The organism is Oerskovia enterophila (genome assembly GCF_044748475.1).
In the GTDB taxonomy this organism is placed as follows: Bacteria; Actinomycetota; Actinomycetes; order Actinomycetales; family Cellulomonadaceae; genus Oerskovia; species Oerskovia enterophila.
Window position 1 is genome coordinate 156,630 of record NZ_JBIVFZ010000007.1, and the last position, 15,443, is coordinate 172,072.

Genomic DNA, 15,443 nt, shown 5'->3' on the forward strand with positions numbered 1-15,443 from the left:
CACACCCAGGAGGCGAAGATGGCCCAGGAACGCACCAGCGCATCGCACGAGGACCGCCGTCCCGACGACGACGCGACGCCCGCGCCCGTCGCCCCGCAGGCGCAGAGCCGGGACGCGGAGGTCGACTCGCTCCTGGAGGAGATCGACGAGGTCCTCGAGTCCAACGCCGAGTCCTTCGTCAGGGGCTTCGTCCAGAAGGGCGGCGAGTAGCCGAGAGGGGCCGGGAGCTGATGACCATGGACTTCTCCGGGCGTCTGCCGCACGCCTTCACCACCCCGGGCTCCTCGTCGTTCGTGGAGTTCCTCGCGAACCACGCCCCCGACCTCCTGCCCTCCCACCGGGCCGGCGCGGCCGGTGCCACGGGGCACGCCGCGGCCGGGTCGGGGGCCCAGCTCGCGCCCCACGCGACCACGATCGTCGCCCTGACCTTCGGGGACGCCGGGCCTGCGGGCTCGGGAGGTGAGGTCGGCGTGGTCATGGCGGGCGACCGCCGCGCCACGATGGGCTCGATGATCGCGAACCGCGAGATCGAGAAGGTCTTCCCGGCCGACGAGTTCTCCGCGGTGGGCATCGCGGGCACCGCCGGGATCGCCGTCGAGCTCGTGCGGCTCTTCCAGCTCGAGCTCGAGCACTACGAGAAGATCGAGGGCGCGCTGCTCTCGCTCGACGGCAAGGCGAACCGGCTCTCGACCATGATCCGCCAGAACCTCGGTCTCGCGATGCAGGGGCTGGCCGTGGTGCCGTTGTTCGCGGGCTACGACCTGGACCGCGGGACGGGCCGCATCTTCTCGTACGACGTCACGGGCGGGCGCTACGAGGAACGGGACCACCACAGCGTGGGCTCGGGCTCGGTCTTCGCCCGCGGCTCGCTCAAGAAGCGCTGGCACCCGGGGCTCGACGCCCAGGGAGCGGTGCACGTCGCGGTCGAGGCGCTCTACGACGCGGCCGACGACGACTCGGCGACGGGCGGCCCCGACGCCGTCCGGCAGATCTGGCCCGTGGTCGTCACCGTGACGGCCGACGGGTACCGGCGCGTGCCCGACGACGAGCTCGCCGCGGTCGCCGCGCAGATCGTCGCCGAGCGCACCGAGCAGGCCGACGGGAACCGCGCCGCGCGCCCCCGGGTGCCACGGACCGCAGGACAGGGAGGTGACGCACAGTGAGCATGCCGTTCTACGTCTCGCCCGAGCAGCTCATGAAGGACCGGGCGGACTTCGCGCGCAAGGGCATCGCCCGCGGCCGCTCGGTCGTCGTGCTCGCCTACGACCAGGGCATCGCGTTCGCGACGCACAACCCGTCGAGGTCGCTGCACAAGATCTCGGAGATCTACGACCGCATCGCGTTCGCGGCCGTGGGCAAGTACAACGAGTTCGAGAACCTGCGGGTCGCGGGCGTGCGCTACGCCGACCTGCGCGGCTACTCCTACGACCGGGCCGACGTCAACGCGCGGGGGCTCGCGAACGCCTACGCGCAGACGCTCGGCACGGTCTTCACGACCGAGTCCAAGCCCCTCGAGGTCGAGCTGGTCGTGGCCGAGGTGGGCCCGAGCCCCGCGCAGGACCAGATCTACCGCCTGTCCTACGACGGGTCGGTCGCGGACGAGACCGGGTTCGTCGTGATGGGCGGCCAGGCCGAGCAGCTCGGCCGCGACCTGGGCGAGGCGTGGCACCCCGGGATGACGCTGCCCGAGGTCCTGCGCCTCGCGGTGTCGACGCTCGGGGGTGCGGACGCGCGTGACGCCCCGGAGGGCGAGCAGGCCATCCCCGCGAGCCAGCTCGAGGTCGCGGTGCTCGACCGCACGCGCCCCCGGCGGGCGTTCCGCCGGTTGACCGGCACGGTGCTGTCCGGACTGCTCGAGCAGAAGCCAGAGGAGGCTCCGCATGGACCGTAGGATCTTCGGTCTCGAGACCGAGTACGGCGTGACGTGCGCGTCCGACGACGGGCGCGGGCTCTCCGCGGACGAGGTCGCGCGCTACCTGTTCCGCAAGGTCGTCGCGTGGGGCCGGTCGTCGAACGTGTTCCTGCGCAACGGGTCTCGTCTGTACCTCGACGTCGGGTCCCACCCCGAGTACGCGACGGCCGAGTGCGACGACGTACGCCAGCTCGTGGCCTACGACCGGGGCGGCGAACGCATCCTCGAGGGGCTCGTCGCGGACGCCCAGGAGAGGCTCGAGCACGAGGGCCTGCCCGGCCGGATCCACCTGTTCAAGAACAACACCGACTCGGCGGGCAACTCCTACGGCTGCCACGAGAACTACCTCGTGCGCCGCCAGGGGGACTTCTCCCGGCTCTCCGACGTGCTGGTGCCGTTCCTCATCACGCGCCAGGTGCTCACGGGGGCGGGCAAGATCCTCGCGACGCCGCGCGGGGCGATCTTCGCGCTGTCGCAGCGCGCGGACCACATCTGGGAGTCGGTCTCGAGCGCGACCACGCGCTCGCGCCCCATCATCAACACGCGCGACGAGCCCCACGCCGACGCCGAGCAGTACCGGCGCCTGCACGTGATCGTCGGGGACTCGTCCATGGCCGAGACCACGACCATGCTCAAGGTCGGGGCGACCGACCTGATCCTGCGCATGATCGAGGCCGGGGTGCCCATGCGGGACATGGCGCTCGAGAACCCCATCCGGTCGATCCGCGAGATCAGCCACGACATGACGGGCCGTCACCCCGTGCAGATGGCGAACGGGCGCACCGTGACCGCGGTGGACCTGCAGGGTGAGTACCTCCAGCGGGTCAAGGAGTACGTCGACGCGAACGAGACGCCCACGCCCGTCGTCAAGCAGGTCCTGGACCTGTGGGAGCGCGGGCTGCGGGCGCTGGAGACCGACGACCTCTCGCTCGTCGACCGCGAGCTCGACTGGGTCATCAAGCTCAAGATCCTGCGGCGCTACCAGGAGAAGCACGGACTGGAGCTCGACGACCCGCGCATCGCGCGGCTCGACCTCGCCTACCACGACATCTCGCGCACCGAGGGCCTGTACAACATGCTCGCGGCGCGCGGCATGGTCGAGCGGATCACGACCGACCTCGAGGTCTTCGAGTCCACGGCCGTCCCGCCCCAGACGACGCGCGCCAAGCTGCGGGGCGACTTCGTCCGCAAGGCGCAGGAGGCCCGCCGCGACTACACGGTCGACTGGGTGCACCTCAAGCTCAACGACCAGGCGCAGCGCACGGTGCTGTGCAAGGACCCGTTCCAGAACGTCGACGAGAGGGTCGAGCGGCTCATCGAGTCGATGTGACGAGCGGTCCGCCCGCGGGACGGACCGAGCACCGGCCGGGGAGCCTCCACCGTTAAGGTGGTGGCTCCCTGTCCCGTCCGCCCGAGGAGCGTCGTGCGTCGTGTGTCCCGCCGGTCTGCGGCCGTCGTCCTGGGCCTGCTGGTCGCGGTGTCCGCCGCCGGTTGCGCCGAACCGACGGGGAACGCGGCTCCCGCCCACACCGAGGTCACGGTCTCGGGTCTGCTCGGCGAGCCCCCCGTGGTCGCGTTCGACCAGCCGCTGACGATCCCCGAGACGCGGTCCGAGGTCCTCGTGCCCGGGACGGGCGAGGCCCTCGTCGAGGGACAGCCGGTGCTCCTGAACATGTACGCGGTCGACGGGCGCGACGGGTCGGTGATCCAGAGCACGTTCATCGACGCTCCCGCGCCGCACGAGCTCACCGACGAGGACCTCGGGTCGGCGGTCGTCGACGCGCTGGCGGGCCAGCGCGTCGGTGCCCGCGTCCTGTACCTCGAGGAGACGGACGACGTCCCGGTCGTGCTCGTGATCGACGTGCTGCCCTCCCGGGCGAGCGGGGAGGCGGTCGCGCCGGTCGAGGGGCTCCCGGTCGTGACGCTCGACGCCGAGGGCGCCCCGACGGTCGAGGTGCCTGCGGGCACGGCCCCGCCGGGCGACCTGATCGTCCAGCCTCTCGTGCGGGGCGGCGGCGTGCAGATCGAGGCGGGCCAGGTCATCACGGTCCGCTTCACGGGGGTCGCGTGGTCCACGGGCGAGGTCGTCGACTCGAACTGGACTCCCGGGGCCCTGCCCGCCTCGACCATGGTCGGCATCGGCCAGATCATCGAGGGGTGGGAGCAGGGCCTGCTCGAGCAGAGCGTCGGCAGCCAGGTGCTGCTGGTCGTCCCCCCGTCGCTCGCCTACGCGGGGACCGCCAAGCCGTACGCGGACGAGACCCTGGTCTACGTCGTGGACGTCCTGGACGCACACTTCCCGGTGGTCGACGAGACCCCGGGCTCCGAAGGTCAGACGGAAGGTCAATAGTTCATGTCGGTCACGGTCCGTGTCATCCCCTGCCTGGACGTCGACGCCGGTCGCGTCGTCAAGGGGGTCAACTTCGAGAACCTGCGGGACGCGGGCGACCCGGTCGAGCTCGCGGCCCGCTACGACGCCGAGGGGGCCGACGAGCTGACGTTCCTCGACGTCTCGGCGTCGTCGGGCAACCGCGAGACCACGTACGACGTGGTGCGGCGCACGGCCGAGCAGGTCTTCGTGCCGCTCACGGTCGGGGGCGGTGTGCGCACCACGGACGACGTGGACAAGCTGCTGCGCGCGGGCGCGGACAAGGTGGGCGTCAACACGGCCGCGATCGCCCGTCCCGAGCTCATCGCGGAGATCGCGGACCGGTTCGGCAGCCAGGTGCTCGTGCTCTCGGTCGACGCCCGTCGCGTGACCGGCGAGACCCGCACCGAGTCGGGCTACGAGGTGACCACGCACGGCGGCCGCCGCGGCACGGGCATCGACGCCGTCGAGTGGGCCGCGCGCGCGGCGCGGCTGGGGGCGGGGGAGATCCTGCTGAACTCGATGGACGCCGACGGCATGACGAGCGGGTTCGACCTGGAGATGTTCGCGGCCGTGCGCCCCGAGGTGAGCGTCCCGCTCATCGCGAGCGGAGGAGCGGGCACCCCGGAGCACTTCGCGCAGGCGGCTCAGGCAGGGGCCGACGCGGTCCTCGCGGCGAGCGTCTTCCACTTCCGGACGCTGACGATCGGCGACGTCAAGGCGCACATGCGCGAAGCGGGCGTCCTGGTCCGCTGAGGTCCGGTCGTGGGGCGCACCGGGAGGCACCGGCGCGCCCCACGCGCCCCCCGCGCACCCGGGGAGGCAGAACGAGCAGAGCGCCCGACGGCGTCACTCGCCCGAGCGCGGACCCGGCACCACGGCGGCGAGCGCCGCACGGTCGGCGACGTCGCCCTGGAGGGTCAGACCCGCGTGGAGGCCCCGGCCGAACGCGTGGAGCACGAGCTCGCCCACCGCTCCCGTGACGACCATCGTGCCGGGCAGACGGCCGTCGTCGGTCGGCCGTGTCGGCGGGGCCTTGACCGCGAGGCGCGGTCCGCCGGGCACCACGAGCACGACACCCACGGGGGACCGCCGGTAGAACAGGCGCGCGCCGCGCCGCAGCTGCGCCCACAGGGCGTCCTCGAGCCCGGGGGAGAGGTCGCGCGGCTGGTCGGCAGCAGCGCCGGCGCCTCCTGGGCCTCCGGCCCAGGTGCCCCGCCGCACGTCCTCGGTGTGCACGAAGTACTCGACGAGGTTCACGAGGTTCCCGGCCCACGACCACGGGCTCCACGAGGCGGGCGCCTGCTCGATGCGCGCGAGCAGCGCGGCGTACCCACCCGGTGCGAGCGCGGTCGCCGCGAGGTCCTGGAGCCTGGAGTCGGACCAGTCGTGCAGCGGGCCGCCGTTCGCGCCCGCCTGGGTCCAGGGCTGGTGCTCGCGCAGGATCATGTGTGCGGCGAGGTGACGTGTCTGCCACCCGTCGCACAGGGTCGGGGCGTCGGGGCCGGCCTGGGTGAGTGCGTGGACGAGGGAGGCGCGCTCGTGGGCGTGCCAGGCGGTGGGCTGCATCAGGCCATGCTCGCACGCGGGACTGAGTGTCCCGTGTGAGAAGATCGTGCCAACCCCCACGAAAGACGAGGATCGTCCGTGTCCGCGCGACGGAGCACCCCCACGAACACCACGCCTCGGACCCAGGACGCGCCCACCGGCGCAGCGCCCGGCCGTCCGGACGGCGCCAGCCCGCACCAGCCCTCCTCCACCGGCGGAGCCTCCCGTCCCGGCCGTGCGCCGTCCGCGGGACGTGGCGCAGCCGACGGACCAGGGACGTCCCCCGGGCCCGCAGCGCGCGAACGGCACGCCCTGACCGGCTCGCGGACCCGCCGCTCGCTCCAGCTCATGGGGCGCGGCATGCGGTCCGAGTGGCGTGTCTACGTCCTGGCGATCACGGCCTCCGCGCTGTTCGGCGCGACGACGGTCCTCATCAGCCTCGCGGTCGGCCGCGTGACGGACGAGGTCGTCGTCCCGGCGCTCGCAGGCGACGCGGACGCGCGCGACGACCTGTGGGTCGCGGGCCTCGTCCTGGTCGCGATCGCGCTCACGCTCGCGCTCACGGTCGCCGGCCGCCGCATCTTCGCGGGCTACGGCTACGCGAACATCCAGGCCGGGCACCGCACCGCGGTCACGCACCAGTACCTGCGCCTGCCCATGTCGTGGCACCGGGCGCACCCGGCGGGCCAGCTGCTGTCGAACGCGAACTCCGACGTCGAGGCGGCCACGGGCGTCTTCAACCCGCTGCCCTTCGCGCTCGGCGTGGTCGTGATGATCGGCGTGTCGGCGGTCATGCTCTTCCGCATCGACGTGTGGCTCGCGTGCGCCGCTCTGGTCGTGATCCCGCTCGCGATCGTGGTCAACGTCGTGTTCCAGAAGTACATGTCGCCCGCGATCACGCACGCGCAGCAGCTGCGGGCCGAGGTCTCGGACGTCGCGCACGAGAGCTTCGAGGCAGCGCTGCTCGTCAAGTCGCTCGGCACCGAGGCCCGCGAGGAGCAGCGCTTCGCCGCGCGGACCGACGAGCTGCGGGCCGCCAACGTCCGGGTGGGCGTCGTGCGGGCGTTCTTCGACCCGGTCATCGAGCTCCTGCCCTCGCTCGGCACGCTCCTGGTGCTGGGTGTGGGGGCCGCGCGCGTCGCGGCCGGTGCGGTCGACACGGGCGAGGTCGTGACGGCCGCCTACCTGCTGACCATCATGGCCGTCCCGGTCCGTGCGTTCGGCTGGGTCCTGGGCGAGCTGCCGCGCGCGCTCGTCGGCTACGAGCGCATCGCGAGCGTGCTCGACGCGCCGGGCATCCCGGTCGCGGGCGAGCAGCGGCTGCCCGCCGCGACGGGCGGTGCCGCGGTGCGGTTCGAGGGCGTGGGCGTCGACGTGCGAGCGGGGGGCCGCGACGTCACGCTGCTCGACGACATCGAGCTCGACCTGGCCCCGGGCCGCACGGTCGCGGTCGTCGGGCCCACGGGCGCGGGCAAGACCACGCTCGTCTCGCTCCTGGCGCGCCTGTCCGACCCCACGCGCGGCCGGGTGCTCATCGACGGCGTGGACGTGCGCGAGGCGCTCGCGTCCGACCTGACCGGTCAGGTCGCGCTCGTCGCGCAGTCGACCTTCATCTTCGAGGACACGGTGCGTTCCAACGTGACGCTCGCGGACCAGGGCGAGGGCCCCACCGACGAGCAGGTGTGGGACGCGCTGCGCCTGGCCAAGGTCGACGACGTCGTCTCCCGCCTGCCCGGTGGCCTCGACTCGCCCCTGGGCGAGCGCGGCTCGAACCTGTCGGGCGGGCAGCGTCAGCGGCTCGCGATCGCGCGCGCCCTGGTGCGCTCCCCGCGCCTGCTGGTGCTCGACGACGCGACCTCCGCCGTCGACCCGCGCGTGGAGCAGCAGATCCTCGCGGGCCTGCGCGGGGAGGGTCCTACGGCTCAGGGCCCGACGGCGGAGCACCCCACGGTCGTCATGGTCGCCTACCGCATGTCCAGCGTCGCGCTCGCGGACCAGGTCGTCCACGTCGAGTCGGGGCGCGTGGTCGACGTCGGGACGCACACCGAGCTGCTCGCCCGCGACGCGGGCTACCGCGAGCTCGCCACGGCCTACCAGCGCGAGGCCGAGCGCCGGGCCGAGGCCGAGGCGGAGGAGCTCGACGGGCCGGACGGGCTCGACGGGACGGCGAGCCGCGGCGACCGGGAGGACGTCGAACGCCGCGAGCAGGAAGAGACCGACGAGATCGTGCGCCACGCCGAGGAAGGGACCGTGACCGAGTGAGCACCACCACCACACCCACGTCGGCTCGCGGCCGCCGCCGCGGGGCCAAGGCCAAGCCCGAGGTCGTCGTCGAGGACGCGACCGGCGCCCGGATCGCCTCGGCGAGCTCGCTGGGTGTCTTCGCGACCCTGCGCAAGGGCGTCCAGATGTCGCCAGAGATCCTCGTGGGCATCTGGGGAACGCTGCTCCTGGCCGTCGTCGCGGCCCTCGGGCGGATCGTCGTCCCCATCACCGTCCAGCAGACGGTCGACAGCGGCATCATGGCCCCGGGTGGTCCCGACACGAGCCGGGTGGCGCTGCTGGTCGGTGCCGCCGCGCTCGTCCTGGTGGTCGCGGGGCTGTGCTCGGCGCTCGTCAACGTCCGGCTCTTCCGCTCGACCGAGGCGGGGCTCGCGAGCCTGCGCGTGCGGGCCTTCCGGCACGTGCACGACCTCTCGGTCCTCACGCAGAGCACCGAGCGTCGCGGGGCCCTGGTCTCGCGCGTCACGAGCGACGTCGACACCATCTCTCTGTTCGTCCAGTGGGGCGGCATCATGCTGCTCGTCTCGGTGCTGCAGATCGGTGCCGCGACGCTCCTCATGGCCTTCTACTCGTGGCAGCTCACGCTGCTCGTGTGGGCCTGCTTCGTGCCGCTCTTCCTGATCCTTCGCCCCGCCCAGGGCCGCGTCAACGGCGCCTACACGGCGCTGCGCGAGCGCGTCGGCGCGATGCTCGGGGCCATCTCCGAGTCGGTCGTGGGCGCCGAGACGATCCGCGCCTACGGCGTCGGGGAGCGCACCGCGCGCCGCGTGGACGCCGCGGTCGAGAGCACGCGCAAGGGCATGGTCCGCGCGCAGGTGCTCGTCTCGACGGTCTTCTCGAGCGGTGTGCTCGTCGCGAACCTCGTGCTGGCCGTCGTGGTGGTCGTCGGCACGCTGCTCGGCATCGACGGGTCCATCACCGCGGGTCAGCTGCTCGCGTTCCTCTTCCTGGTCCAGCTCTTCACGGGGCCGGTGCAGATGGCCACCGAGATCCTCAACGAGCTGCAGAACGCCGTCGCGGGCTGGCGCCGTGTGCTGGCCGTCGTCGAGACGCCGGTCCAGGTCGTCGACAAGGGCGCCCAGGGCGTGCGCTCTCCCCGGGGCCCCGCGCACGTGCGGCTCGAGGACGTCCGGTTCGCCTACCCCGACGGCCCCGAGGTGCTGCACGGCGTGGACCTCGACTTCCCGGCCCGTACCTCGGTCGCGGTCGTGGGCGCGACGGGCTCGGGCAAGACGACGATCGCCAAGCTCGTCACCCGGCTCATGGACCCCACGTCCGGCGCGGTCCGGCTCGACGGGGTGGACCTGCGCGACCTGTCGGCAGCGAGCCTGCGCGAGCGCGTGGTCCTCGTCCCGCAGGAGGGGTTCCTGTTCGACGGGACGCTCGCCGAGAACATCGCCTACGGCGTGCGGGACACCGTGAGCGACGCGCCGGGCACCGCGGACGAGGCGGGCACGGGCGAGACCCCGGCGCAGACCGCGGCCCCGCACGCGGACCGCATCGACGCCGCGGTCGCCGAGCTCGGCCTGACCGACTGGGTCGCGGACCTGCCGGACGGGCTGGGCTCCGCCGTCGGGCAGCGTGGCGAGGCCCTGTCCGCGGGCGAGCGACAGCTCGTCGCGATCGCCCGTGCGTACCTCGCCGAGGCCGACCTGCTGGTCCTCGACGAGGCGACGTCCGCGGTCGACCCCGCGACCGAGGTGCGTATCGCCCGGGCCCTCGACTCGTTGACCGCAGGACGCAGCACCATCACGATCGCGCACCGGCTCTCGACCGCCGAGGCCGCGGACCTCGTCGTGGTCGTCGACGCGGGCCACGTGGTCGAGGTCGGGCCGCACGCCGAGCTCGCGGCCGCGGGCGGCGTCTACGCCTCGATGCACGCGTCCTGGGTCGCGCAGACCCGATGACCGAGCAGCGGGGCGAGCGGGCCCCCGACGGGGACGGACGGACGGCCTCCCGGGCCGCCCGGACCGCTGAGCGGGACGGGGACCCGGGGACCCTGGGGATCTGGCAGGATTCTCGGGTGCCCCAGAACACCGCCCAGCCCGTCCCCGCAGACCAGCCCCTCGCCGCCGAGGACTCCCGCGACGTCGCCGACACGCTGCCCGCACCGCTCGCCGCCCGTCTCAAGCGGGACGCGGACGGGCTGGTCGCCGCGATCGTCCAGCAGCACGACACGGGCGAGGTGCTCATGCTCGGCTGGATGGACGACGAGGCGCTGCGCCGGACGCTGACGACGGGACGCGTGACCTTCTGGTCGCGCTCCCGGCAGGAGTACTGGCGCAAGGGCGACACGTCGGGCCACGCGCAGTGGGTCAAGTCCGTCGCGATCGACTGCGACGGTGACGCGCTCCTGGTCCGTGCCGACCAGGTGGGCGCGGCCTGCCACACGGGCGCCCGCACGTGCTTCGAGGCCGGCGGCGACCTGGGCGCTGCGGTGGGCCACCGCCCCGAGAACGAGACCTCCGAGGAGAAGACGCTGTGACCGGCTCGACGCCCCCGATCGACCCGACCGCCCCCGCGGTCCCTGCGGCCGGCCTGCCCTGGGGCGAGACCTGGCCCGCGGTCGAGGGCTTCCGTGCGCTCGCGACCTCGCGTCGCGTGGTCCCGGTGGTGCGCCGCCTCCTGGCCGACGACGTCACGCCCGTGGGCCTGTACCGCACCCTCGCGCAGGGGCGGCCCGGGACGTTCGTGCTGGAGTCCGCCGAGGTCGACGGCAGCTGGGCGCGCTACTCGTTCGTGGGGGTCGCGTCGCGTGCGACGCTCACGGCGCGCGACGGCCAGGCCGTCTGGACCGGAGACGTGCCCGCGGGCGTCCCGACCACGGGCGACGTCGTGGACGTGCTCGAGCGGACGCTCGACGCGCTGCGCACCCCCGCGATCGACGGGCTGCCGCCCCTGACCGGCGGACTCGCCGGTGCGCTGGGGTGGGACGTCGTGCGTCACTGGGAGCCCACGCTGCCCGCGAACGCACCCGACGAGCTGGGCGTGCCCGAGGTCACGCTGTGCCTCGCGACCGACCTCGCGGTCGTGGACCACCGCGAGGGCAGCGTGTGGCTCGTGGCCAACGCGATCAACTTCGACGACACCGACGAGCGTGTCGACGAGGCGTACGCCGACGCGGTCTCGCGCCTCGACCGCATGCAGCGCGAGCTCGTGGCGGGGACCGGGGGAGGATCGTCGGCCGCGGTGGTCGCGGACGTCGCCGAGCCGGAGCTCGAGTTCCGCTCGACGCGCGAGGAGTTCGAGACCGCGGTGCTCGCGGGCAAGGACGCGATCCGTGACGGCGAGGTCTTCCAGATCGTGATCTCGCAGCGGCTCGACCTGGACTGTCCGGCCTCGCCGCTCGACGTCTACCGGGCCCTGCGGACCATCAACCCGAGCCCGTACATGTACTACTTCCAGCTCACGGACGCCGACGGCTCGGACTTCGCGGTGGTCGGCTCGAGCCCCGAGACGCTCGTCAAGGTCGACGACGGGCACGTGGTCACGTTCCCGATCGCGGGGTCGCGCCCGCGCGGCGCGACGCCCGAGCAGGACGTCGCGCTGGGCGAGGAGCTCCTCGCGGACCCCAAGGAGCGTGCCGAGCACCTCATGCTCGTGGACCTCTCGCGCAACGACCTGGTGAAGGTGTGCGAGCCGGCCTCGGTCGAGGTCGTCGAGTTCATGGTGACCAAGCGCTTCAGCCACATCATGCACCTGTGCTCGACCGTGGTCGGGACGCTGCGCCAGGGGGCCAGGGCGCTCGACGTGCTGCGCGCGACGTTCCCCGCGGGCACGCTCTCGGGCGCGCCCAAGCCGCGGGCGATCGCCCTGATCGACGAGCTCGAGCCGGCCTCGCGCGGGATCTACGGCGGGACCGTCGGCTACTTCGACTTCGACGGCAACATGGACATGGCCATCGCGATCCGCACCGCCCTGATCCGTGACGGGCGTGCGAGCGTCCAGGCCGGGGGCGGGATCGTGGCCGACTCGGTGCCGGCCCTCGAGTACGAGGAGTCGCGCAACAAGGCCGCCGCGGCGGTCCGAGCGGTCCAGCTCGCGGCCCGGCTGCGGAGCCTGGCGTGAGCGGCCCCGGAGCGACCGTGCCCGCCGCCCAGCCGGCCGCAGGGGCGGCTCGGACGCCCCGCTCGTGGCGGCTCGCCCGCCGTAGCGCGATCCTGCTGCTGCTCGTGCTCGGTGCCGGCGCCCTCGCGGCGGCCGCCCCGACGTGGCTGCGCACCTCGGGGGCGACGGCCCTCGACGCCGACGTCCAGGTGCACGTCACCGGGACCACGGCGGCGCCGGGAGTGGGCGCGGGGGCCCTGGTCGTCGTGGCCGCCGCCCTGGCGCTGGGACTCGTGGGCCGGGTCGGGCGCTGGGTCGTCCTGGTCGTGGCCGCAGCGAGCGGCGTCGTCGTGAGCGCGTCGGCCGCCGCGATCCTGCGCGACCCCGTGCCCGCAGCGACGTCGGCGGTCGCCGAGGCGACCGGCGTCACCGAGATGACGAGCGCCGTGACGCTCACGCCCTGGCCCGCGGTGGCACTGGCGGTCGGCGTCCTCGTGGTCCTCGCGGCCGTGTGGGCCGCGGTCTCCTCGCCCACGTGGGGGCGCGTGTCCGCGCGCCACGAGATCGTCCGGCCCGACGCCGGGACGCCCGTCGACGGACCCGCGGCGTCCGCCGTCGCGGCCGGGACGGGCACCCCCTCGAGCCCCGCGACGACGGCCTCGGCGGCCCAGGCGGCAGGGCGCACCGAGGTGGCACCGGCCGACGAGCCCGACGAGCAGGAGACGTGGGACTCGTTGACCCGCGGCGAGGACCCCACAGACCGCTGAGCATCACCTCCCGTCCGCACGAACAGACCGACCGGCGTCCGATAGGCTGGACGCACATCTTGACGAAAGGCACACCCCCATGGCCGAGAAGACGCCGCAGACCACCGAGATCTCCTACCTGCCGCCGTCGGCACCTCCCACGAACCACGGTCACACCGTGGCGGCGTGGTTCACCATGATCGGCATCATCGTCGGTGCGGTCGTCGCCGGGGTCGCCGTGGCGATCGCCGCCGTGTGGATGTTCTGGGTCGGTATGGGTGTCGTCGCGCTCGCGCTCGTCGGCGGCCTGGTCCTGCGCAACATGGGCTACGGCCAGCCGAAGGCCGCTCAGAGCTGACGTCGCCCGGGCGAGAGCCCGGACCGTCGCCGCGCGCCGCGCACCCCCCCGGGGTGCGGGGCGCGTGCCGTACCACCGGTAGACCCGGGCGTGACCCGGCCTTCCCAGCAGAGAGCAGACGTCCCATGAGCTATCCCCCCACCCCTCCGACGGACCCGTACCGTCCCGCCGGCGAGGAGCCTGAGGGAACGGGCCAGCAGGGCCCGGTACCTCCCGCGTACCCGGGCTACCCGCAGCAGAGCCCGTCTCCCTACGGCGCCCCGGCGCCCGGCACGCCGGACAGCGGGTACCCGCAGTACGGTGCGCCCGCGCAGCAGCCGCCCTACGCTGCCCCGCAGCAGCCGTACGGTGCACCTGGTCAGCCGCCCTACGGCGCCACGCCGTACGGCGCCGCGCCGGTACCCGGCGGTGCCTACGGGTACTTCCCCCGCAACGACCTGGGGATCTGGGCTTTCGTGCTGGGCATCGCGTCGATCGTCCTGTCCTGCGGATTCTTCACCGGGATCCCTGCGGTCATCGTCGGGAGCAAGGCCAAGCGGGCCGTGGCGGCGGGCGAGGCCAACAACGGTGGTCTCGCGCTCGCCGGAGTGATCCTCGGCTGGGTCGGGATCGTGCTCTCGGTCCTCGGCCTGATCCTCGTGATCGCGATCGTCGCCTCGCCCGACTTCCAGGCCGGCTTCCAGGAGGGGTACTACGGCTGAGCCGCGAGCGGCGGGCCCCGTGGGCGGTGAGCCCGCGGGGACGTCTGCCGTGCCCGTCGGCCGGTGGCGAGCCGGCGTAGCGCCGCTCGTCGCCGGCGGCGTCGTCGCGGGGGCGACCCTCGTCCTCGCGCTCGTGGACCCGCACGAGGGCGGCTATCCGCTGTGCCCCCTCCTGGCGCTCACGGGCTGGGCCTGCCCCGCGTGCGGGGGGCTGCGGGCCACCCACGACCTCGCGACGGGCGACATCGCCGGGGCCTGGGCCATGAACCCCCTGTGGGTGGTCGTCGTGCCGTTCCTCGTCGTGGCCTGGGTCCTGTGGCTGCGTCGAGCCTGGACCGGTACCCGTGCCCGAGCGGTGCCCGCGTGGGCGGGCGTGGTCGCCCTGGTGGTCCTGGTGGGCTTCGGCGTCGCGCGGAACATCCCCGCGATGGTGCCGTTCCTCGGGCCGTCCTGACAGGTCGTCAAGGGTCTGGCGCGCATCTCGCGGGGTGACACGTGTCCCTGGTCACTCTCGGGCGGCCCTACGATGGCAGGTATCTCCCTGTCAATGGTTCGCGGAGAGACGCTGCAGACGACTCGTCACGGTCGCGGCAGCGGACCCGCGTACCTGAGCTGGCACGGAGTCGACGACGAGCACGGGGAGATATCACATGACGGTTCTGGAGGACATCGTCGCGGGAGTCCGCGAGGATCTTGCGGAGCGCCAGGCGAAGACCACCCTGGACGAGCTGAAGGAGCGCGCCGCCCGCGCGCCCGGCGCCCTCGACTGCGTCAGCCGCCTCAAGGCCGAGGACGCTGTCGCTGTCATCGCCGAGGTCAAGCGGTCGAGCCCCAGCAAGGGGAACCTGGCGGCCATCGCGGACCCGGCCTCGCTCGCCTCGGAGTACGAGAAGGGCGGCGCGGCCGTCATCTCGGTGCTGACCGAGCAGCGCCGCTTCAACGGCAGCCTCGCGGACCTCGACGCGGTCCGTGCGAAGGTGGACATCCCCGTCCTGCGCAAGGACTTCGTCGTGACCCCGTACCAGGTCTGGGAGGCTCGGGCCCACGGCGCGGACCTCGTCCTGCTGATCGTCGCGGCCCTCGAGCAGACGGTGCTGACGTCGCTCGTCGAGCGGGTCCACTCGCTCGGCATGACGGCTCTCGTCGAGGTGCACACGCTCGACGAGGTCACGCGCGCGATCGACGCGGGTGCCCGGGTGATCGGGGTCAACGCGCGCGACCTCAAGACGCTCGAGGTCGACCGGACCACGTTCGCACGACTGGCCCCGGCCATCCCGGACGAGCTGGTCCGGATCGCCGAGTCGGGTGTCCGCGGACCGCACGACGTGATGGACTACGCACGGTCGGGGGCGCACGCCGTCCTCGTCGGCGAGGCCCTGGTCACGGACGACGCTCCGCGCGCCTCGGTCGCCGACCTCGTGGCGGCGGGCTCGCACCCGTCCCTGTGGTCCGTCCGGCCTTGATCCCACCCCAGACAACG

Annotated in this window: 16 protein-coding genes; 15 read left to right on the top strand and 1 reads right to left on the bottom strand. The window is 73.5% G+C overall.

The window, feature by feature from the left end:
- The first annotated feature begins 18 nt into the window (after positions 1-18).
- The 6 genes from ACIPWA_RS19270 (at position 19) to hisF (ending at position 5,036) form a co-directional block, all read left to right on the top strand.
- Positions 19-210: a ubiquitin-like protein Pup gene (locus ACIPWA_RS19270; protein ID WP_056646924.1), complete on the top strand. Its 192-nt coding sequence runs from the start codon at positions 19-21 to the stop codon at positions 208-210.
- 20 nt (positions 211-230) lie between these two features.
- A complete protein-coding gene (gene prcB / locus ACIPWA_RS19275) occupies positions 231-1,163 on the top strand; it encodes a proteasome subunit beta (protein ID WP_400292224.1) in 933 nt (310 codons plus the stop codon).
- The gene (gene prcA / locus ACIPWA_RS19280) at positions 1,160-1,891 is read left to right on the top strand and encodes a proteasome subunit alpha (protein ID WP_056646918.1); all 732 of its coding nucleotides are present in this window, start codon (positions 1,160-1,162) and stop codon (positions 1,889-1,891) included. Before prcB ends, prcA begins: the two co-directional genes overlap by 4 nt.
- Complete coding sequence (gene pafA, locus ACIPWA_RS19285) at positions 1,881-3,242, top strand: Pup--protein ligase (RefSeq protein ID WP_056646915.1); 1,362 nt, start codon at positions 1,881-1,883, stop codon at positions 3,240-3,242. The genes prcA and pafA overlap by 11 nt, the downstream gene beginning before the upstream one ends.
- A 93-nt stretch (positions 3,243-3,335) precedes the next feature.
- Positions 3,336-4,262 (top strand): FKBP-type peptidyl-prolyl cis-trans isomerase, encoded by a 927-nt coding sequence (locus tag ACIPWA_RS19290; protein ID WP_235534543.1) that lies wholly within the window; start codon positions 3,336-3,338, stop codon positions 4,260-4,262.
- Positions 4,263-4,265: 3 nt separating this feature from the next.
- Positions 4,266-5,036 (top strand): imidazole glycerol phosphate synthase subunit HisF, encoded by a 771-nt coding sequence (gene hisF, locus ACIPWA_RS19295; protein WP_056646912.1) that lies wholly within the window; start codon positions 4,266-4,268, stop codon positions 5,034-5,036.
- A gap of 93 nt (positions 5,037-5,129) precedes the next feature.
- Here the strand turns inward: hisF and ACIPWA_RS19300 are convergent, their stop codons facing one another.
- Positions 5,130-5,849 carry a TIGR03085 family metal-binding protein gene (locus tag ACIPWA_RS19300; RefSeq protein ID WP_400292227.1) on the bottom strand — a complete coding sequence of 240 codons (720 nt, stop codon included), beginning with the start codon at positions 5,847-5,849 and terminating at the stop codon, positions 5,130-5,132.
- Positions 5,850-6,176: 327 nt separating this feature from the next.
- On the opposite strand from ACIPWA_RS19300, the gene ACIPWA_RS19305 reads away from it, so the two are divergent.
- The 9 genes from ACIPWA_RS19305 (at position 6,177) to trpC (ending at position 15,426) form a co-directional block, all read left to right on the top strand.
- On the top strand, positions 6,177-8,090 hold the full coding sequence (locus tag ACIPWA_RS19305; protein WP_082608559.1) for an ABC transporter ATP-binding protein: 1,914 nt from the start codon (positions 6,177-6,179) through the stop codon (positions 8,088-8,090).
- 92 nt (positions 8,091-8,182) lie between these two features.
- Complete coding sequence (locus ACIPWA_RS19310) at positions 8,183-10,018, top strand: ABC transporter ATP-binding protein (RefSeq protein ID WP_400292242.1); 1,836 nt, start codon at positions 8,183-8,185, stop codon at positions 10,016-10,018.
- 194 nt (positions 10,019-10,212) lie between these two features.
- A complete protein-coding gene (gene hisI / locus ACIPWA_RS19315; protein WP_056647261.1) occupies positions 10,213-10,596 on the top strand; it encodes a phosphoribosyl-AMP cyclohydrolase in 384 nt (127 codons plus the stop codon).
- Positions 10,593-12,179 (top strand): anthranilate synthase component I, encoded by a 1,587-nt coding sequence (locus ACIPWA_RS19320; protein WP_400292228.1) that lies wholly within the window; start codon positions 10,593-10,595, stop codon positions 12,177-12,179. The genes hisI and ACIPWA_RS19320 overlap by 4 nt, the downstream gene beginning before the upstream one ends.
- Positions 12,176-12,925, top strand: coding sequence for a Trp biosynthesis-associated membrane protein (locus ACIPWA_RS19325; protein ID WP_056764870.1), 750 nt, complete (start codon positions 12,176-12,178; stop codon positions 12,923-12,925). The genes ACIPWA_RS19320 and ACIPWA_RS19325 overlap by 4 nt, the downstream gene beginning before the upstream one ends.
- Positions 12,926-13,004: 79 nt before the next feature.
- Complete coding sequence (locus ACIPWA_RS19330) at positions 13,005-13,262, top strand: HGxxPAAW family protein (protein WP_056646903.1); 258 nt, start codon at positions 13,005-13,007, stop codon at positions 13,260-13,262.
- 125 nt (positions 13,263-13,387) lie between these two features.
- Positions 13,388-13,963, top strand: coding sequence for a DUF4190 domain-containing protein (locus tag ACIPWA_RS19335; protein WP_056646901.1), 576 nt, complete (start codon positions 13,388-13,390; stop codon positions 13,961-13,963).
- 19 nt (positions 13,964-13,982) lie between these two features.
- Complete coding sequence (locus ACIPWA_RS19340) at positions 13,983-14,417, top strand: DUF2752 domain-containing protein (protein ID WP_082608557.1); 435 nt, start codon at positions 13,983-13,985, stop codon at positions 14,415-14,417.
- A gap of 196 nt (positions 14,418-14,613) precedes the next feature.
- Positions 14,614-15,426, top strand: coding sequence for an indole-3-glycerol phosphate synthase TrpC (gene trpC, locus ACIPWA_RS19345; protein ID WP_056646898.1), 813 nt, complete (start codon positions 14,614-14,616; stop codon positions 15,424-15,426).
- Positions 15,427-15,443 lie beyond the last annotated feature (17 nt).